The sequence below is a fragment of the Kribbella sp. NPDC051952 genome, from assembly GCF_040680855.1.
GTDB lineage: Bacteria > Actinomycetota > Actinomycetes > Propionibacteriales > Kribbellaceae > Kribbella.
Genome location: NZ_JBFAXQ010000001.1, coordinates 486,767 through 506,817, shown reverse-complemented (window position 1 = coordinate 506,817; position 20,051 = coordinate 486,767). Strand labels below are relative to the sequence as shown.

General features: G+C 66.2%; 14 protein-coding genes. 11 read left to right on the top strand and 3 right to left on the bottom strand.

The window, feature by feature from the left end:
* Window positions 1–4: 4 nt before the first annotated feature.
* Entirely contained in the window at window positions 5–3,955 is a 3,951-nt protein-coding gene (locus AB0L70_RS02475; protein WP_363679101.1) for a GH92 family glycosyl hydrolase, read from the bottom strand.
* A gap of 358 nt (window positions 3,956–4,313) precedes the next feature.
* Between AB0L70_RS02475 and AB0L70_RS02470 the strand changes: the two genes are divergently transcribed.
* The 10 genes from AB0L70_RS02470 to AB0L70_RS02425 all read left to right on the top strand — a co-directional run bounded on the left by AB0L70_RS02470 (window position 4,314) and on the right by AB0L70_RS02425 (window position 17,424).
* Window positions 4,314–4,967 (top strand): hypothetical protein, encoded by a 654-nt coding sequence (locus AB0L70_RS02470; RefSeq protein ID WP_363679099.1) that lies wholly within the window; start codon window positions 4,314–4,316, stop codon window positions 4,965–4,967.
* Window positions 4,960–6,783, top strand: coding sequence for a hypothetical protein (locus AB0L70_RS02465; protein WP_363679097.1), 1,824 nt, complete (start codon window positions 4,960–4,962; stop codon window positions 6,781–6,783). Before AB0L70_RS02470 ends, AB0L70_RS02465 begins: the two co-directional genes overlap by 8 nt.
* A 236-nt stretch (window positions 6,784–7,019) precedes the next feature.
* Window positions 7,020–9,509 carry an ATP-binding protein gene (locus tag AB0L70_RS02460; protein ID WP_363679095.1) on the top strand — a complete coding sequence of 830 codons (2,490 nt, stop codon included), beginning with the start codon at window positions 7,020–7,022 and terminating at the stop codon, window positions 9,507–9,509.
* 601 nt (window positions 9,510–10,110) lie between these two features.
* Complete coding sequence (locus AB0L70_RS02455) at window positions 10,111–10,986, top strand: hypothetical protein (protein ID WP_363679093.1); 876 nt, start codon at window positions 10,111–10,113, stop codon at window positions 10,984–10,986.
* Window positions 10,979–11,236: a hypothetical protein gene (locus AB0L70_RS02450; protein WP_363679091.1), complete on the top strand. Its 258-nt coding sequence runs from the start codon at window positions 10,979–10,981 to the stop codon at window positions 11,234–11,236. Before AB0L70_RS02455 ends, AB0L70_RS02450 begins: the two co-directional genes overlap by 8 nt.
* Window positions 11,187–12,278 (top strand): HD domain-containing protein, encoded by a 1,092-nt coding sequence (locus AB0L70_RS02445; protein WP_363679089.1) that lies wholly within the window; start codon window positions 11,187–11,189, stop codon window positions 12,276–12,278. The genes AB0L70_RS02450 and AB0L70_RS02445 overlap by 50 nt, the downstream gene beginning before the upstream one ends.
* 176 nt (window positions 12,279–12,454) lie before the next feature.
* Entirely contained in the window at window positions 12,455–13,855 is a 1,401-nt protein-coding gene (locus AB0L70_RS02440) for a hypothetical protein (RefSeq protein WP_363679087.1), read from the top strand.
* Between the two features lie 171 nt (window positions 13,856–14,026).
* A complete protein-coding gene (locus AB0L70_RS02435) occupies window positions 14,027–14,215 on the top strand; it encodes a hypothetical protein (protein WP_363679085.1) in 189 nt (62 codons plus the stop codon).
* A gap of 102 nt (window positions 14,216–14,317) precedes the next feature.
* Entirely contained in the window at window positions 14,318–15,217 is a 900-nt protein-coding gene (locus AB0L70_RS02430; RefSeq protein ID WP_363679083.1) for an NAD-dependent epimerase/dehydratase family protein, read from the top strand.
* Window positions 15,218–15,258: 41 nt separating this feature from the next.
* The gene (locus AB0L70_RS02425) at window positions 15,259–17,424 is read left to right on the top strand and encodes a glycosyltransferase family 2 protein (RefSeq protein WP_363679081.1); all 2,166 of its coding nucleotides are present in this window, start codon (window positions 15,259–15,261) and stop codon (window positions 17,422–17,424) included.
* Here AB0L70_RS02425 and AB0L70_RS02420 read toward each other — a convergent pair.
* A complete protein-coding gene (locus AB0L70_RS02420) occupies window positions 17,330–17,809 on the bottom strand; it encodes a GtrA family protein (protein WP_363679079.1) in 480 nt (159 codons plus the stop codon). The genes AB0L70_RS02425 and AB0L70_RS02420 overlap by 95 nt on opposite strands.
* Window positions 17,810–17,931: 122 nt before the next feature.
* Here AB0L70_RS02420 and AB0L70_RS02415 point away from each other — a divergent pair, with 122 nt between their 5' ends.
* The gene (locus AB0L70_RS02415; protein ID WP_363679077.1) at window positions 17,932–19,122 is read left to right on the top strand and encodes an NAD-dependent epimerase/dehydratase family protein; all 1,191 of its coding nucleotides are present in this window, start codon (window positions 17,932–17,934) and stop codon (window positions 19,120–19,122) included.
* Here AB0L70_RS02415 and AB0L70_RS02410 read toward each other — a convergent pair.
* Entirely contained in the window at window positions 19,112–20,011 is a 900-nt protein-coding gene (locus AB0L70_RS02410; protein WP_363679075.1) for a LysR family transcriptional regulator, read from the bottom strand. The two genes, AB0L70_RS02415 and AB0L70_RS02410, sit on opposite strands and share 11 nt — an antisense overlap.
* Window positions 20,012–20,051 lie beyond the last annotated feature (40 nt).

Genomic DNA, 20,051 nt, shown 5'->3' with positions numbered 1-20,051 from the left:
CGGATCAGCCGTAGTTGCGGTCGATCGACTGCGAGGGTGTCGGGCTCGGCTTCGTCTCAGCGACTCGCTTGTCGCTCGGATGCGTACCGGGCTCGACGCCCTTCAACGTGCCGAGAAGCTCGATCTCGGACAGCGTCACGCCGGCAGCACCCGCGGCCGGGGTCAGCACCAGGCGGTACTGCGTGTAGGCCTTCGGCGCGGCGACGCTGAAGGACCGGGTGTACGACGCCCAGGCCCACTTCTCGCCCGTACGGCGGTCCACCGTCTTCCACGTCGTACCGTCGTTGGATCCTTCCAGCACCCACGCCGACGGTGCGACGCCGGTGGCTCCGCTGGTCAGCGTGTACATGCCGACCGGGCGGCTCTGCGGGAGGGCGACCGTGACTGTCGGGCTGGCTCCGGTCAGCGTGACCTGGGTCTTGGCGTCGTTGTCGGTCAGCGCGGTCACGTCCAGACCACCTGATCCGACCACAGCACCGACGTCCGACGTCGAGTCCCGCCACGTCATCGGGTCCTCGCCCGGGGTGGTGATCGACGGCGGTGCGTCGTTGCGGCCGCTACCCCAGTTCGACGGCTTGTCCGTCATCTCGAACTCGATCTTGCCGCCGTTAGCAATCAGGTCGTGGGGAATTGCGGTCGACGTCCACTTCTTCCCGTTGATCCGGACGCTCTTCACGTAGACGTTCTTCGAGCTGTTGCCCGGGGCACTGATCACCAGCTTCTTGCCGCCGGCCAACCGTACTGTCGCCTTCGTGAACAGCGGCGAGCCGATCGCGTACGTCGGCGATCCGACCTGCAACGGGTAGAACCCGAGCATGCTGAACAGGTACCACGACGACATCTCGCCGTTGTCCTCGTCACCCGGGTACCCCTGCCCGATCTCCGAGCCCAGGTACAACCGCGACAGCACCTCACGTGTGAGCGCCTGCGTCTTCCACGGCTGACCCGCGAAGTCGTACATGTAGGTCAGGTGGTGCGACGGCTGGTTGCTGTGCCCGTACTGACCCATCCGTACGTCGCGGGCCTCGAGCATCTCGTGGATCGTGCCGCCGTACCCACCCGGGTGCAGCGCGTCCTCCGGCGTACTGAAGAACTCGTCGAGCTTCTTCGCCAGACCGTCGCGGCCCCCGTAGATCGCGGCCAGGCCGGCGCCGTCCTGCGGTGCGGAGAACGCCATGTTCCACGCGTTCGTCTCGGTGTAGTCGTGGCCCCAGTCCTGCGGGTCGAACATGCTGGGGGAGTAGCCCCAGACCCCGTCCGGCCCCTTGCCCTGGAAGAAGTTGATCTCCGGGTCGAACAGCGTGACGTAGTTGCGGGCCCGGTTCAAGAAGTACTTGTAGTTGTCCAGGTACTCCTGCTTGCGCGGGTCGCTCTTCTTCGCCTTGTCGTACAGCGCCTTCGACATGTTCGCGATGCCGAAGTCGTTGATGTAGCCGTCCATCGACCAGCTGAAGCCCTCACCGGTCACGTTGGACGTGTAGCCGTTGAACGTGGACAGGTCCATGCCCTTGCGCCCGACGTTCTCCGACGGCGGCACCACGGACGCGTTCTTGACGGCCGCGTCGTACGCCGCCTGGACGTCGATCCCCTTGATTCCCTTGAGGTACGCGTCCGCGAACGCGACGTCCGAGCTGGTCCCGACCATCAGGTTCGCGTAGCCGGGTGACGACCAGCGGGAGATCCAACCGCCGTCCTTGTACTGCTGGACGAAGCCGTTCACCAGGTCGGCCGCCTCGTCCTGTGCGAACAGCGAGTACGCCGGCCACACCGTGCGATACGTGTCCCAGAAACCGTTGTTCACGTACGTCTGTCCGGCCACGATCTTCGAACCGGTCGTGGTCGGGGTGTCCGTACCCACCTTCGGCGACGTCGGCGACGCGTACTGGATCACCGGCTTGGACTTGGTGCCGGTGTTCTCGGAGCCGTTGTTCGGGTAGAGGAACAGGCGGTAGAGGTTCGAGTACATCGTGGTCAGCTGGTCGGCCGTCCCACCCTCGACCTCGATCGTGCGCAGCTTCGCGTCCCACTGCTCCTGCGCGGCGTCCTTCACGTGCGAGAACTTCGATCCCGCCGGCAGCTCCATCGCCAGGTTCTTCTGGGCCTGGGCCGTGCTGATCAGCGAGGTCGCGATCCGGAGCTGGACCTGGGTGGCCTTCGGGTCGAAGCCGAAGTAGCCACCGACGTTGGCGCCGCCGCCGTCCGACAGTTTGCCGGAGGCAACCACCTTCTGGTCGACCACGCCGTACACGAACAGCCGGCCGGCGCCGGTGGACAGGCCGCTCTTGATGTCGCTGAACCCGGTCACCACACCGGTCGCCGGGTCGAGGGTCAGGCCGCCGCTGTTGTTCACGTTGTCGAAGATCAGCGACGGCTTGCCGGCCGGGAAGCTGAACCGCAGCATCGCCGCGTGGTCGGTCGGCGCGATCTCGGCCGCGTTGCCGTTGTCGAACGTGACGCCGTAGTAGTACGGCCGGGCGACCTCGTTGTCGTGGCTGAACTGCCAGGCCCGCGCCTTGCGATCCGCGGTCGGAGTGGCCGCGGTCGACGGCATCACCTGGAAGGTCTGCCGGTCACCCATCCACGGGCTCGGCTCGTGGCTGATCGACAGCGCCTGCATGGTCGGCTTGTTGACCTCGTTGTTGCCCTTGGCGTAGTCGTACAGCCAGGACGTGGAGCCGGCGTTCGTCACCGGGGTCCAGAAGTTGAAGCCGTGCGGTACGGCGGTCGCCGGGAAGTTGTTGCCCCGCGAGAACCCACCGGTGGCGTTCGAACCCCGGGTGGTCAGGGCCAGGTCCGACGGGTGCTTGGCCGCGGTCTTCTGGGCCGCTCGGTCGGGGTTGATCGCGGCGGCGATCCGAACGTCGTCCACCCAGCCACGGAAGTCGGCCGGACCGGACGGCTTGTCGTAGCCGATCAGGATCCGCTTGATCGTCTTGCCCTTGGCCACCGTGCCGAGGTCCGCCTCGACGTTGTTCCACTGGTTCGTGGACAGGCCCTTGGCGTCGCCCTGACCACGGGGGCTCAGGGTGAATCCGTGATGATCCTTCGCGCGCAGATCGCTGAGGTACGTGCCGTCGGAGAACGCCAGGTCGAGGGCGGCGAACGTACTCGGGTAGCTCAGGTCGCCCTCGACGTGCTCGGGGAAGATCTTGTAGGACAACCGGGTGTCCTTGCTGACCTTCAGGTCGACGTCGGCGATCTTGTTCCAGGTGTAGCCACGGCCCTCGGTGGTCTGGTGACCGGCGTACCGGAACGACTTGACGCCGGTGAAGCCGACCCGGGCGCGGGCGTTGTAGGCACTGGTCGGGCCGCTGTCCAGCCGCGACTCGGCGACCGGGCCGGGTGGCGGCAGCGGCGCGCCGTTCGAGAGGTACCAGTCGGCGAGCTGGACGATGTCCTCGCCGTGGTTCAGCGTGACGTCGAACTTGAAGAACTTGTACGCCGTCTCGTTGGTGAAGCTGTACTCCTTCGTCTGGTACCGGTTCTCGAAGCTCTCGCCGGTCCGGGTGTCCAGCGTGGTCCAGGTCGTGCCGTCGTTCGAACCGGAGACGGTCCAGTTCTGCGGGTCGCGGCCGTCGGCGTCGTTGGCCGAGGTGAGCGCGTACTTGCGGATGACCACCGGCGCCGAGGTCTCGTAGACCAGCCAGCCGGTCGGCTCGAACACCAGCCACTTGGTGAACTTGTCACCGTCGGCCGCGTTGGAGGCGATCTCACCGCCCCCGGTGTTCTCGCCGCTCGCGGTCACCTTGGTGACCTTGTCCATCTCGCTGCCGCCGACGCCGGTCGGTGTCGGACCGCGGACGCCGTCGGTGCGTGGCTTCCCGTCCGGCCCGGTCTCGACGGTGTCGGTGTACCCGGGCTGCGGCTGACCCGGCTCGAACGACGTGTAGTACGAGGACCCGGAAACCACCGGCTGATCCTCGCTCGTGGAGGGGACGGCATGCGCTGACGTCATGGCAGAAGACAGTGTCACAGCAACAAGCCCGAGAGACGCGACGAGCCCCAATGGGCGGCGGAGATTCATCCACGCTCCTTGCACGGCCGGGCGCACGGACGCCCGGTTTCACGGTCGACCGCGCACCGAAGATGGTCACGCGGCCCCGATGACAAGGTTGTCAGCCCGCGTTTCGCCGGAATCGTCTCCCGCCCATCACTCCTGGTCAAGGCTTCGTCGCCATGAGTCCGCAACGCAGCTCTGGAGTTTTCCACAAGTGGCGACACGAAGATGATGCGACAGGCACAGCCGGTAACTAAAGTTGCCTTGCGCAAGTCGCGCGCACCGGCGTACGACGCGAATTTGGGGAGGACTGGGAGTGGTATCGGACCGGGCCAAGATCGTCCGCAGGCACCACGTCCATTTACTCCTCCCTCAGCCTGCGCTCGGCGAGGCTCAGAGCGCTCTGTTCGAGTCCGCGGTGCGGCCGGCCGGATGGGTCGCCGATCCAAGCGAACCTTCGAGCCTGTCGCTGCAATGGCGACGTCGCCAGGACACCCTCCGTCTACAGACCCTTGGCTGGTTCCCGCTGCTGGTCACAGTGGGCCCGCTCGGACGTGCGACCACGGCGCATCGCGACGCCGCCGCTCGGCTTACCGCAGCTGTCGCGGGCGCCGGCGGAAGGAGCTTTACGGACCGGCAGCTTGCCGACTATCTGCCCCAGGCCCGGCTTCGCTGGCAACGCGCATTGACCGAGCGCCGACGGCTGACTCAGGCAGAGCGGCTGCTCGAAGCACGTCAGTGCTCCCGATGCCTCGCCTGGTCTGAGCCGTCGGTTACCCACTGCACGGGATGCCGGCACCGCTTCACCGCAATCGACGACGCGGAGCGGGAAACCGCAGTCGGGCAGGCTTCGAAGGTGATCGACACGGCCGCAACCGTGCTTGCCGAGCTAGCTCGAGGCGTCCTTCTAGATCGGATCGACAGCCCCGGAACCGACCGGCCGGTTGCCGGCATGGTGACGCATGGTTGAGCAGGCGCTCGCAACGGTCCAGACCGAGCAGTGGGGCTGGGAGTACCGCGGTCGCGAGGTCGTCGTCGTCGAGCATGAGGAGCCGCCCGTCCCGGTGGTGCCGGAGCCGACGGGGCTGGCCAGGTTGGACGCCAAGCGTGCGACCGCGCTCCGTACGCGTTCCTTGCTGACCTGGGTTGTAGTCGGTGGTGGTCTGCTCACTGCGGGCGTCGGCCTCGCCGCCGACCCGCTACTGGCGCTGGCACCGGGCGCTCTGACACTGGGTTTCGCTTGGCTGCGTTGGGGGCGTCCGGAGCTGTTGCGTCGAGCAACTGTGCGCGAACATCAGCTGTGGCTGACCGCCTGTAGTGATTCGTTGGCTCGGTTCGAAACCGACGTTCAGACGTGGTGGCTCGACTTGAACGACCAGGAGCGGACCAGGGGGCAGCAAGCTCGAGCCGTGCGGCCGTGGGTGCCGGTCGGACCGGCAACCAAAGAACGGGTGGATCTCTACGGAGGGACCGCCGCCGGATGGCGCGCTGCCTTGCTCGCGATGGGGAGTTCCCTGATGAGCGCAGGTGGCCGCCTGACGGTCCTTGACCTGACTCAGGATGCGGTCGCCGAGCCGCTACGTCAGTTGGCTGAGGATCATGGCGCGCCGATCCGATCGACGGTCGTTCCCGACGAGAAGCGTTCACTGAACCTGCTTGCAGGGCTGAGTGCGGAGGAGATCGGCGTCGTAATCGCCGAGGCACTGCGAGCTGCTGAGGCCGAGCCAACCGAATCGCGCGGGGTTGACGCGACGCTCGTACAGCAGGTCGTCGAGTGTCTGACCGAGTCTCCGGTCACCATGGGCCGGCTGCACCTGGCGTTGCAGGTAATGCTTCGACAGCTCCCACCCGGTCAACGGGGTGATCTGACAAGAGCCGAATACGGAACGCTGACCGACCTACTCAGCGAAGCGGCGCGACGTACTGCCGAGCCTCGCTTGTTCCGGCTGGCCTCCGGAATCGCTCGCCTGGCGGGCGTCAGCGGCGATGTGGCGATGGACGGTTGGGACGGCGAGGAGATCTCACTGCGGGTCGTTCAGCTGGCCCATCGCGAGTCCGAGCTGACCGCGGCGCTGTTCCGCCAGTTGGTCTTCCAGGTCGCGATGTCCCGAATCCAGCGTGGACAGATGTCGGGCCGCGGTGAGCGGATCGTGGTGATTGCGGGCGCCGACGTACTGGCGCGGCCGGACCTGGAGCGATTCGACAGCATCTGCCGCCGCAACGGCCTGCGTCTCGTGCTTCTCTTCTCGCATCTCCGGGACAGTGCGGTGGAGCTGCTGGGCGGAGGAGATGCGGTGCTCTTCATGCGCCTGGGAAACGCAAAGGAAGCCGAGCAGGCAGCGACGTTCATCGGCCGTCAGCATCGCCTCGTGGCGAGCCAGTTCACCTATTCCCACGGGACCACCACCTCTCAGTCCACGTCGGACAGCACCTCCCGCGGCAACAGTTCCTCGACGAGCGACTCAGTCGGGGTGCAGACCTCGGACAGTCGGCAGGCCACGTTCGGACTGCTCTTCAGCCGTCGCCACCGATCTGGCAGCAAGAGCAGCGGCGAGCAGTCCTCGTCGAGCACGACCGGTGGCTCATCGTGGTCGGAATCGACGTCGACCTCGGCGTCGAAGGGAACCAGTGAGAACACGTCCGTCGGCTACCAACGGACCTACGAGTACTCGATCGAGCCGACAGTGCTCCAGGGGTTGTCGCCGACAGCCTTCATCATGGTGGATCCGCTTGACCCAGCCAGTCCCCGTCTCGGCGACTGCGATCCACGCTTGGGTGGCACATGATCCCCCGATGGCGCCTGATCGAGGTGCCCTTGACCGGCGGACCAGACAGCGCGGTTGGTCAGCGCCTGGCGTCGCTCAAACGAGGGTTACTGCCAGCACTGACCGCGCACGCAGCGGCGGGACTTTCGTTCAGCTGTTGTTGGACACGGACCGTCGCGAACGGCCCGGTCGAAATTCGGCTGGATATCGAGCCTGGTGCCGACGGGGCGATCCCGTACCCGGTCGGTGCTCGCTGTGTGACCGCAGACTCGGTTGACCTGCCGGTCTGGCTCGCCGTCGACGGCGGGCACGACGTGCTCAGTGCGCTTCCCGAGCTCGAGGCCGACTCGATCGGCATCCTCGAGGATCTGCTTGACGCGGCAGGCCCTGAGCCCTTTGCCTGGCTGGTCTCGGCGTCACCGATCGGCAGGGACGATCGGACGGAGTTGCTCGACGATCTCCATCTGCGAATGACGATCGGCCTGGATCGGGAGAAGATCTCCGGTCGGGAAGCCCTTGAGCTCGAGCGTAACCGGGCCAGATACCGGGACTTCTCGGCAGCGCAGGGCGGGTTGTGGCGGGTTCAGATCCTGGTCGGCGCGGTCGACGGGGCGACCGCCCGGACATCCGCGCAGGTGCTGGCGGGGGCGGCCGACCTGCACAGTACGCCGTACCAGCTGATGCCGACTACCGCGGATCCAGCGTGGTTCGAGGCGACGGGTGAGCTCCTTGCCGCGATCGCTCGTCCGCCGGTGCGTGAGATCGCCGGGGTTCGCGCCGTCGAGCAGGTGCGGTTCGACCTGACCCCCGAAACCCCGGACGACGGCGTACCGCTCGGTGCTGTTCTCGACAGCACCGGCCGGGCCGTGACTCAATTCGCCGTTCCGTTGTCGACGCTGAACCGTCATGCGCTGGTGGCAGGCGCGACCGGATCCGGCAAGTCCCAGACGATCAGGCATCTGCTGGAAGGCCTCAACGACGCGTCCATTCCGTGGCTTGTGATCGAGCCCGCCAAGGCCGAGTACGCCGCAATGGCGGGCAGGCTCGGGCCACGCGGTGACGTAGCAGTGCTCCGGCTGGGCGATCCTGATGCCGTACCGCTGAGCCTCAACCCGCTCCAGCCGGAGAAGGGCTTTCCACTCCAGACGCACCTTGATCTGGTCCGGGCCTTGTTTCTAGCGGCTTTCGAAGCGAACGAGCCGTTTCCCCAGGTGCTCAGCCAGGCGCTGACCCGCTGCTACGCGTCGTTCGGGTGGGATCTCGCGCTGAGTCGGCCGCACCGAGAAGGCACACCCTTCCCGACTCTCGCCGACCTGCAATCCGTCGCCCGCAGCGTGGTCGACGACATCGGGTACGGCGCGGAGTTGGCGGCCGACGTCCGCGGATTCGTCGACGTACGGCTGACTTCCCTGCTCCTTGGCACGCCGGGTCGCTTTCTCGGGACCGGGCATCCTCTGGATGTGGCAGAGCTGCTCCGTCGCAATGTAGTCCTCGAACTCGAAGACGTGGGCGACGATCAGGACAAGGCTTTCTGTATGGGCGTGGTTCTGATCCGCCTGATCGAGCATCTCCGGGTGCGGCACGCGACCGAGCCGACCGAAGGCTTGCGTCACGTCACCGTCGTGGAGGAGGCCCACCGCCTCCTCAAGGCCGCCGCCGAGGGAACTCCATCCAGCCACGCCGTCGAGATGTTCGCCGGCCTCCTCGCCGAGATCCGTGCGTACGGCGAAGGCATCGTGGTGGCCGAACAGATCCCCAGCAAGGTCATCCCCGACGTCGTCAAGAACTCGGCCCTGAAGATCCTCCACCGCCTCCCCGCCGCCGACGACCGCGACCACGTCGGCGCCACCATGAACCTCGACGAACCGCAATCGCGCGCCGTAGTCTCCCTCCCGCCTGGCCAAGCAGCAGTCTTCACCGACGGGATGGACCGGCCCGTACGCGTCAAGGTCCCCTATGGCGAGGATCGCGAGCACCGGATCAAGGCCGGCCCTACCGTGGCAACGACCGGCCGGCGCACGCCGGCATGTGGCCCGAGCTGTCAATCCCGCCCATGCACCCTTCGCGACCTGTCCATCGCGGCGGAAGCTCTGGATGCGAATCCGAGGCTGACCCTCTGGGTCGAACTTCTCACGATCGCCCACGTCGCCGGCCTACCGCGTCCAGTACCGAGGGTCGTGCCGGTTTCGCCGACAATGCCGGCGCGGATCCGCGAATGTCTTGTGGCAGAGGCAGTCGAGCGAGCTGTAGCCAGCCGGTCGGGGCTCATACGGGCCGACTATGAGCCGTCTACTTTGTCGGCGCACTTGGCGGTTGCGGTCTCAGGTGCTCTCACCGATCCCTACGTCGTCTGCTCTCTCGACACCGAGCTGCGGTGGCAATCGGGCCGTTACCGGTTCGCGGATGTCGCGGAGGCTCTACATGTCTGGGGCGGTCACCCTGACCAGGCTCATCCGATGACAGCAGAGTGGCGTGGACGTGGTCTCGATCTCAGCGGCTCGACGATCAGCGAGCAGTTCGCCAGCTACCTGTCCCGCCCGGGCAGCAGCCTGCCTGCTGCTGAGATGCTTTGGGCCAATGGTGCGTTGGCCGACGCGATCGATGAGCTCTCCGGCGCCGTCGACCCTGACCACCGCATGGCCGACGCAGCACGCTTCCTCGACATCCCCGGCGACTGGCACCGTCACGTCTTCCGCCTCGCCGTCGTAACGGACGCGAAGACCCCGAGAGCCGCCACCCATGAGTGAACTACGACCACCAAACGAACACCATCCATCGGATCCTCTTGAGCAACCCGGCACGAGGGACCGAGCTGGCGAAAGCGTAGGAGCCGTCGAACCCTCACAGGAGCGCCCGACCAAGCGAGTCGATCGGTCGCGTGCAGACGTACCGCGGAGTGACCCGGCCACCGGAGACGATACGGTCGCTCGACTCCGGTACCTGCCTCGAACCCAGCAAACAGAAGAACACGGACGCTCACCGGGTGCGCAGAGGCAACCAGCCCCCGATTCCATCCGAACCGACCGGAACGAGGCTGGTCGGCATCCTTCCGAGCAGGATCGACGATCGGACAGGCCAAGGTCCGAGGTAGTAGCACCCGAGGTTCATCGAACCGATCGTCCTGGGTCGAGGACTGAGATCGCGCATCCCCGACCGGGAAATGCGCCGGCCGACGGGGGCTCATCTACCGAACCGTCATCGAAGGCGGCCTCGAACGATCGGCGCGAGACCACGGCGACTTCGGCCGACGGCAGCGACGATCGGCCAGACCGGTCTGAGACGCTACGAGAGGTCCGAGGGGCCCTGGCCGATCGCCACCCGGATGTCGCGGGTGTCGTCGAACGCTTGGTGGCGGATGACAAGCATCCGTTGGATGTGGTGTCCAATCTGAAGGATCGCGCCCGCCGTCCCGCCGCGCTGGCAACAATTCGCGAGCTTGCCGATGAGAAGCTGCTTGCGGGACGTGACCTGACCGAATTCACCGCTGAGAACCCCGGCCGTGGGCCGCTGTTCGCGCCGACCCCGCGGGAACTGAACCAGCATCAGGACGGTCTTTCCCGGAAAGCGACGTACGTTGCCCGGTGCAAGAGTCTCGATGCGGCCCGAACCGTGGGCGCGGAGCCGTCAGTTGACGAACGCGTTCTGGTGTCCGACTACAGCCGCCGACTCGTGGACGAGGTGGCGCCGCAGGTACAGGTCGAGGTGAGACGGTCGGCGCGGGTAGTCGACGGTGCCGTCAGCGTCCGCGCGAAGGACGACCTCGGCCTTCTCGACAAGGTTGCACGGATGGCAGAGGGGATCGATGGTCGGCCGGGTCGGCCCAAGTATCAGGTAGGCGATGCGATCGACGCGGTGGGGGCGCGGATCGTCGTCCCCGACACTGTACGTCTCGAGCACCTGGTGTCCGAGGTGAAGGATCGTTTTGGAACCGGGGACGGCGGCCGAATCCTGGAGATGGAGAACATGTACTCCGACCCGAAGCCGCACAATCCGTCGTATCGGGTTGTTCCTTTCATCATCGCGGTCGAGGTGGCCGGGATGCCGTACACCTTCGAGCTGCAGGTCTGCACCTGGCGTTCGTCGATCGCCTCAGATTTGGAACACAACACCGTGTACAAGCCCCATATTCGTCCGACGCCCGGCGAGCAGGAGAAGGTGCGTCGGATGCAGGCAGAGGCGGCAGCGTTGGATCAGGACGAGACAAGGAGCAGATGGCATGTCTGAGGCAGACAACCTGTGGATCGCCGTCGGGTATGTGATGGTCACTGGAGATCTGCAGGCCGCGTTTCTCGTTGATGCTCGCAAGTACGCCGATGACGCGGCGGCACGTCAGGTGATCAAAGAGGCGGGAGCGGAGCTTCGACGCCGCGAGATGGCGGGACAGTTCGAGTTCCGCGACGTCAGGGCCGATCAGACCGCTCCGTTTGATCTTCCGAGCTGGGATGAGTATAGGAGCCAGGTTCTCGATGGTTAGCAGGGTGTTTGCTGGGTGGGACGGCTGGGAGTCTGCCGAGGCCGAGTTGGGCGAGGTACTGCCTCGGGAGGTGGTCGATCAGTTGGGCGGAGCTTTCCGAGATGCTGTTGAGTGGCACGACGGTCAGACGAGACCGGCTGGTGAGCCCTATTGGCAGCATCTCCTGCAGGTCTTGCAGGTTCTGGTGTGCGAGATCGGCGTTAAGGACCTCGATCTGCTCAGGGCAGGGCTGCTCCACGACGTGGTCGAGGACACTGATGGCACGCGGGCGGATCTGACGTCCCGGTTCGGTGAACGTACGGCGGAACTGGTGGATGCCGTCACGATTCCGGAGGTCCGCGACGACCAGACCAAGGATGAGGTCAGGACGGCGTACCTCACGAAGCTTGCAGCAGCGCCTGAGGATGTTCTGCTGCTGAAACTCTCCGATCGTTACAGCAACGTGCAGCGGTTGCACACTCACCCGAGGGTGCCGAAGCAGCGCTCCTACTACGCCGAGACGGTCGAGCGGTTCGTTCCGCTCGCGGTCGTGAACGAGAAACTGAACAGCCTGTTCGCAGACTGGACCGATGCCTATTCGTACCTCCGCGGCCCGGTCGACACCTTTGAAGCGGCTGACAGGCTGGCCGCGGCGCTACACCGGGAGCAGGTCGACAAGAGTGGGCAGCCGTACGTACGTCACGTCCGTGCTGTCGCCGGCATCGCACGCGCCAACGGAGCGAGTGGGACCCAGCAGATTGCCGCACTGCTGCACGACTCGGTCGAAGACACGCCCTGCACACTCGAGCACCTTCGGGACCTCGGTGTGCCGGAGCAAGTCGTGCAGTTGGTCGATGCCCTGAGCCACAGAGCCGGTGAACCCCAGGACGCCTACCTCGCTCGAGTTGCTGCCAGCCCTGACGCCGTACTGATCAAACGCGCCGACGTCGAGCACAACAGCAGCCAGGCAAGGCTTGGCGAACTCGACACGGCCACCCAGGAGCGACTGAGGCAGAAATACGCCAGGGCGCTGAATGCCCTCAACCGGGGGACCGAGCGATGAGGTCCGCGTCCCGACCCACCTTCGGGTAGATCAGGATGGACGGACACAGGCGGCCTGCACCCGAATCAACGGAGGTGAGGGCCGGTGCCGAGGAGCCATCTCCCGGCGGCCACAGCAGCGAACTGAGCCACCAGGAGCCGTCGCGGGGTGACGATTCCGCGGATCTCCGTGCCCGGATGATGCGTGACGACACCGTCGCCCGGCTGGAGCACCTTTCGACCGACGAGCCGGTCCGTCCGACCAATGAACCGTTGAACCGCCGGGGTGACGACGCCAAGCCTCCTGCGCCCGTCGACGATGATCGCGTGGAGCCTCCCCGCCCGACCGAGGACCTTCGTGCCCGAACGACACGCGACGACACCGTCGCCCGGCTCGAATACCTCCATTCTGAAGATTCCCCAGCCGGGACGACCATTCGCTCGACCAATGAGCCCGATCCGACCGACGACGCCAGTTCAACCGCGACGATTGCCGAGCCCGGTCACACATCCCGCACGGTTGGCGATCGTGCCCAGGCAACCAGCGATGGCCAAGGACGATCCGGCCGTACAGCATCCGCTGACGAAGGGCTCGCGGACGTCGTCGCACCGAAGCCTGCAGATGCCGAGGGCGCCGATGACGAGGATCCGGCCCAGTACGAATCGCAGACCTCGCAGTTGCAGTCGGACGGCGCGGGGACGGCTCAGTCGGGGGACGGGGATCGCGAGGGTGACCGCGTCGCGGAGAGCGGCACCGACTCCGGGACGCGATTTGGGCTCGACAGCTCTGTGAACGGCGAGCAGGTGAGGGATCGCTTCGAGCGTTGGGACCCCGAACGGGTCGCACATTCCCGACCTCTCTCGACTGATGCCGGCGAGGCGTCAACGGGAGCGACAGCTGAAGCGACGGATCCAGCCGATGCTCGCAAGGCGGACCAGAGAAACGCCGTCGCCTACATTGCTGCGGCGAAGGAGGCCCGGCCCTGGCTCGTACCAGCGGCCAGCTGCGATCCGGTCGTCCAGAATGTCTACGCATCGGTGGATCTGGGCGACGGGCACGGTCACATCCGGCACGGGCCGATGGGGGACGACGCGCTGTACGCCCGCAGAGTCGCCTTCAATGAGGATCCGGCGCAGACCGATCCCGTGAAGAGATCCATGGGAATCGATGGGCTCAGTCCCAATCTGCAGCATTATTGCGGCAAGGAATCGACGAGGATCCACGATGCCGACGCATTCGCTGCGGCCTATGCCGGAGCGACCGAGAATCCCGACGTTCGAGCGATACTCGAAACGCCCTGGTCTGATGATTTCAGACCTGGTCCGGTCGCAATTCCGATCGAGGAACTTCTCGGGCCTACCGGCCATGAGCAGTGCTCCGGGTTTACGCTGAAAGGGGACTGGCCTGAATCGAAGGCGGCACGCAAGCAGTGGATCCAAGCGCGCGATGCCGGCAGTGATCTTGCGGGGATGCCAGAACCAGAGGTCGAGCAGATACCGACCTTCGAGGATGGTGACATCAACGTCGTTTTCAAAGGTAATCCCGACGCCAGGAGATACGAGATATACACGTTGTACCCCCGGCCCCGTGACATTTAAGCGAAAGAGATTTCAGTGGGATACTCTGGCATGTATTGGCTCAAGGACAAAGATGCGCCGTTTGCTACTTTTCTGACTGTTGTGCAGACGCATTATCATTCTGAGTCTCCTCCGGAGAACTCCTCGGCCCTGTCTCGGCGGGCGAAGAGTAGTCGGCACGATGACGAGCAGATGAAGACCTTCAAGCAAGAGCTCGTTCGTTTGCTCAGTGGTGAGCGTGACGGATTACCGGCGGACGCGTTGAGTACGGCCGCCGACCGCGACGACTGGGACACGGACGACGAGTTCCTGACCTGGCTGTGGCACGAGCTCTATCCCGATGAGCCTCAGCCGACGCCAAAGGCAGGCGGATCGGCCTGACGGTCGACCGAAGAGAGTTCTGCGATCACCTGCGGTCAAGGGTTCGTTGCACTCCGTTCGCCTGTGTCCTGTCGTTGGTCTGTCGGCGGTAGGTTGATGGCCATGGACGAACGTGTGCTGGTCACCGGTGCGGCCGGATTCATCGGGCGGGCTGTGGTGGCTGCTTTACGGGGGCGTGGAGTCGCGGTGACGGCTGTGGACCGGGAACCGCCGGACCCGACCTGGGACGACGGCGTCCACGTGGTGACCGGTGATCTGGCCGATCAAGAGGTCTGCATCTCCGCGTTCGAGACGCGGCCGACGGCTGTGGTCCACCTGGCCGCGCTGACCTCGGTGCTGAAGTCCGTGGAGGCTCCGATGCAGACCTTCGCGCAGAACGTGACGATCACGCAGGTGCTGCTGGAGCTGTCCCGGGGCAGCGGTGTGGACCGGTTCGTGCTCGCCTCGACCAATGCGGTCGTGGGCGACGTCGGTACGTCGACCATCACCGCGGACCTCCCGCTGCGCCCGTTGACGCCGTACGGCGCGACCAAGGCGGCGTGCGAGATGTTGCTCTCGGCGTACTCCGGTAGCTACGGGATGGCGACCGCCGCGCTGCGGTTCACCAACGTGTACGGGCCGGGGATGTCGCACAAGGACAGCTTCGTGCCGCGGATGATGCGGGCCGCGCTGAAGGACGAGGGCGTCCGGATCTACGGCGACGGCGAGCAGCGGCGTGACCTGGTCTTCCTCGACGACGTGGTCGCGGGGATCCTGCTCGCGCTCGACAAGCGGTACGACGGTCGCGCGATCATCGGATCCGGTCGGTCGGTGTCGGTGCTGGAGATGGTCGAGACGGTGCGCAAGTTGACCGGCCGTGCGGTGCCGGCCGAGCACATCGAGGCGCCGGCGGGTGAGATGCCGGCGGTCGTCGTCGACATCACCAACGACCTCGGCTACGCACCGACGATGTCGCTGGAGCGAGGGTTCGGCCGCACGTGGCAGTACTTCAAGAACCAGTGAAGCGGGTCACAAGGACACACTGGTTGCTTGCCATCTTCTTGATGGTGGGCACCGTTTTGCGTGTGCTCGCGACGGTCGCGTACCGGCCGGGGATCGTCTACACGGACTCCGTGCAGTACCTGAACAACATGGAGAAGCTGAGCCCGGACCAGCTCAACCCGATCGGCTACGACTTCGTCCTGCGCCCGATGATCGCCATCGGCGGCATCACCTTCGTAGTGATCGTGCAGCACGTCGTCGGACTGCTCCTGGGTATCGCGATCTACGCACTGGCCCGCCGCCTGACCGTGTATCGCTGGTTGTCCGCGGTGGCCGCCGCACCGATCCTGCTCGACGCCTACCAGGTGCAGATCGAGCAGAACGTGATGGCCGAGACCACCTTCGACGTACTACTGGTCGCGATCCTCTGGTTGCTCCTGGGCCGCGGTGCCCCCGGCTGGAAGCGCGCGGCCGCGGTCGGCGTCCTGCTCGGCGCCGCCTTCGCGGTCCGCACGATCGGCCTGGTCCTGATCGTGGCAGTGGTCCTCTACTTGGTGGTCGTCGGCAACGCCTGGCGCAAACGCCGCCTGCACCTCGTACGGCGTACTGCCGCAGCGCTGGCCGGATTCGCAGTCGTGTTCGGCGCCTATGCGGGCTATTACCACGCGGAAACGGGCCGGTGGGGTTTCACCGGCGCTGAAAACCAGGTGTTGTACGGCCGGACCGCAGTGGTCGCGAATTGCGCCGAACTCCCGCTCAATGACGGCACACGGCTGTTCTGTCCCAAGGAGCCGCTCGGACAACGGCTGGGTGTGGACAAGTACGCCCACAACCACTACGGCGACCCGAACTGGCCCGGACCGTTGCCCCCGGGAACTACCAAGCGGCAGCTCGCGACGGAGTTCGCCCGGCTCGTCATCCGGCACCAACCGCTTGACGTCACCTGGGCCGCGCTGAAGGACTTCGGCAAGGGCTTCGCGCCCACCCGGGCGACCTCCCCAGACGACGTGCCGCTGGACCGTTGGCAGTTCCAGCTCACCTACCCGAACCTGCAGGACCCCAACACCGCCAAGGCTGCAGTGAAGTGGGGCGGGTCGGAGCCGCACGTCGCGCGGGTGCCGGCCGAGATCCTGCGCGCGTACCAACTGCATGGCGGCTACACGTCTGGGACACTTCTCGCGCTCTACGGGCTGATCGCATTGGCCGCGGTTGCAGGACTCGGCCGGGCTAAGACGTCCGGGCTCCGAGCTGCGACGCTGCTGCCCGTTGCGGCCGGTGTGATCCTGCTGCTGGGATCCGCCGCGTTCGAGTTCTCCTGGCGCTACCAGTTGCCCGGTCTGGTGTTGTTCCCGCTCGCCGGGGCGATCGGTCTACGGGCGATCCTCGGCAAGGATCAGGCCCGTCCGGCGATGGCGGACTACCCGGATGCCGTGGACGCCCTTGCTGTCAAGGATTTCGGGAAGCCGAACCTGGCTCCGGTCGTCGTGGTGATTGCCGCCTACAACGAAGCCGGCGGGATCGGCGCCGTCCTCACCAACATGCCGCGCACCTGCGCGGAGATGCCCGTCGACGTACTGGTCGTCGTGGACGGCTCGACCGATGACACCGCCGAGATCGCCCGCAGTCACGGGGCTTTCGTCTGTGTTGCCCCGAGCAACCGTGGTCAGGGCGCCGCGCTCCGGCTCGGATACCACCTGGCCGCTCAGGGTGGCGCCCGGTACGTCGTGACCACGGACGCGGACGGTCAGTACGACAACGACGAGCTCGAGGTGCTGCTCGAGCCGATCCTGCTCGACCGGGCCGACTTCGTCACCGGGTCGCGGCGGCTCGGCGCGGAGGACGCGGACAGTCGGCTGCGGTGGGTCGGCGTACGAGTTTTCGCTGTACTGGCGTCGATTCTGACGCGGCGAAAGTTGACGGACACGTCGTTCGGGTTCCGCGCGCTGCGGGCCGAGTTGGCCACCGCGATTACCCTGCGGGAACCGCAGTACCAGTCGTCGGAGTTGTTGCTCGGGGCGCTCGCGATCGGTGCGCGGGTGGTCGAGCTGCCGATGACGATGCGGCGTCGCGGTGACGGGACCAGCAAGAAGGGCCCGGGCCTGGTGTACGGCGCGAACTACGGGCGGGTGATGACTACGACGTGGTTACGGGAGTACGTGCTTCGACGGGGTCGGCGGTCGCGGACCTGGCGAACACGAACCGATCGAACAGCACGAACTTCAGGATGAAGAGGACGCCGTACGTACCGAAGTAGGAGCCGGTGACGAGCACCGTCTTCCAGGCGTGGGATTCGATGCCCCGGACCAGGTGATCGGTCACCGTCGTCACCAGCGCCGCACTGGCCGCCGAGCCGAGCACGATGATTGCGTACGGCAACAGCTGTCCGCCGCGGCCCCAGGCCCAGCGGCGGTTCATCACGTAGTTCGGCACCGCTCCGGCGAGCCAGGCCACCAGGGTCGCCACCAGTGCCGCCGTACCGAACCAGTAGCACAGGGCAAACGCTATCTGGCTGACCACGGTGGCGACTACGGACGAGGTCGAATACCTCGCCCACAGCAACAATCGGCTCCGGCTCAGGCCGAGTCCGTTTTTCAGCTTGGTGAGTAGGCGCATCGGGACCTATTCTGCACCCCCGCACCCGACGTGGGCAGTCCGGAGGGGATTCTCAGCGGATTGCCAGCTAATCAGTGGGACTGATCACGTTACTGGAGCGGGTACTCGGGATAGGAATGACTGTGACAGCCAATGTCCTACCGGAAGGCGGCCGAGCCGTGCGCGTACTCGTCCTGGGCGGTGACGGCTACCTAGGGTGGCCGACTGCGCTTCATCTGTCCGACAGTGGCCACGAGACGGCCGTCCTCGACAACTTCGCGCGTCGTGGCTACGACCGCGAGCTGGGCGTGCAGAGCCTGGTGCCGATCGAGGATCTCGAGGCCCGGGTGGCGGCCTGGCAGGAGGTGTCCGGCCAGACCATCCCGGCGTACGTCGGTGATCTGCTCGACGCCGGGTTCGTCTACCAGGTGCTCGAGGAGTTCCGGCCGGACGCGATCGTGCACTTCGCCGAGCAGCGGGCCGCTCCGTACTCGATGATCGACCGCGAGCACGCGGTCTACACCCAGCACAACAACGTCGTCGGCACGCTGAACCTGATGTACGCCGTCGCCGAGACGAACCCGGACATCCACCTGGTCAAGCTCGGCACGATGGGTGAGTACGGGACGCCGAACATCGACATCGAGGAAGGCTGGCTGGAGGTCGAGCACAACGGTCGCAAGGACCGGATGCTCTTCCCGAAGAAGCCGGGCTCGTTCTACCACCTCAGCAAGGTGCACGACTCCCACAACCTGGAGTTCGGCTGCCGGATCTGGGGGATGCGCGTCACCGACCTCAACCAGGGCGTCGTGTACGGGCAGCAGACGGACCAGACCGTGCGGGACCCGCGGCTGGCGACGCGGTTCGACTACGACGCCGTCTTCGGCACCGTGCTCAACCGGTTCGCGATCCAGGCTGTGCTCGGTGAGCCGCTGACCGTCTACGGCACCGGCGGCCAGACCCGCGGCTTCCTGGACATCCGGGACACCGTGGAGTGCATCCGGCTCGCGGTCGAGAATCCGGCCGACGCCGGCGAGTTCCGGGTCTTCAACCAGATGACCGAAAGCTACTCGGTCGCTCAGCTCGCCGAGAAGGTCGCGGAGTGCTTCCCCGGCCCGGTTCAGGTCGAGCACCTGGAGAACCCGCGGGTCGAGCAGCCTGAGCACTACTACAACGTCAAGCACACCGGCCTGGTCGGCCTCGGCCTGCAGCCGCACCTGCTGTCGGACACCCTGATCGACTCGATGTTCGACATCGTCGCCGCGAACAAGGACCGCGTCGACCCGGCCGCCCTGCTACCCACCGTCCGCTGGAAGGGTCACCTCAAGGGCTGACCTTCGTCTTCACCAGGTCTGCGAACCGGCGGGCAGCCGGCGTTGCCGCATGTCCGCTCGGCAGGACGAGATCGACCCGGCGCTCCAGCCGGATCCCGGCCAACGGGACCAGCTGGAGCGCATCGCTCGACCGCGGGTGCAGGGTGAAGTCCAGTCCTTCCGGTACGAGCGCAATCCCGGCGCCGGCCGCGACGAGGTCGAGCGCCATGCTCCACTCGTTCACCACACACGCGATCCGGCGCTGCAGTCCCGCGTCCGCGAAGGCACGGTCGACCTGCGCCCGGATCGCCCACTCGGGTGGTGCCTCGACGAACCGTTCGCCGATGAGTTGGTCGAGGCGGACGGCCCTCTCACCGGCCAACGGGTGAGTCGCGGAACACGCCAGTACCAGCGGTTCGGCGAGGAGCGGCACCACCTCGAGGCCAGTCGGTCGTTGGTCCAGCAGGGCCACCAGTGCGCAGTCGAGGCCGCCGTCGATCACCAGGCCGACCATCTCCGAGGCGGACAGCTGCCGCACGGAGATGTCCACTCGCGGATGAGCGAGCGAGAACTCCGCCAGCCAGCTCGCGACCGGGAGCGTGTGCGCGGTCGACTGCAGTGCTCCGATCCGCAACTGGCCCGCGAGTACGCCGTGCACCTCCTGGACCGTCTGCCGTGCCGCGGCGGCAGCCTCCAACGTACGGCGTGCAGCCGGGACCAGAGCCTCGCCTTCGGCGGTCAGGCGGATCGGGCGGGTGCCGCGGACGAAGAGCAGCGCCCCGACGTCCTTCTCGAGCGCCCGGATCGACGTGGACAATCCGGACTGAACGATGTGCTCCCGGCCGGCGGCCGCGGTGAAGCTGCGCTCCTCGGCGAGCGCGACGAAGTGCCGTAAGTGGCGCAGTTCCATGCTTCCTAGTATCTCCAGAAGAGATGGAAGGCATCTGATC